Consider the following 231-nt stretch of genomic DNA (forward strand, 5'->3'; position numbering starts at 1 on the left):
GTATTCTGCAACCGTACGTTGAATGTTGTCTATGGTGACTAGTTTGTCTTGCAGCGCTAATAAATCACGCAGTGCTTCTTTTACAAAGTCGATAGAAATTGGGCGGCCGGTAAAGTTTGCGTTAGCAATTACACGGTTTAATGCACCTTCAAGCTCACGTACGTTTGAGCGTAATTTTTTCGCAATAAAAAATGCCACTTCATGCGGTAAATTAATTTTACTTTGCTGGGC

General features: G+C 40.7%; 1 pseudogene. It reads right to left on the reverse strand.

The window, feature by feature from the left end:
- Nucleotides 1–231 (reverse strand): annotated as a pseudogene (locus SB765_RS34230) (chromosomal replication initiator protein DnaA); the annotation flags it as partial.

It is taken from the genome of Pseudomonas sp. SIMBA_067 (assembly GCF_046534675.1).
Classification (GTDB): domain Bacteria; phylum Pseudomonadota; class Gammaproteobacteria; order Pseudomonadales; family Pseudomonadaceae; genus Aquipseudomonas; species Aquipseudomonas putida.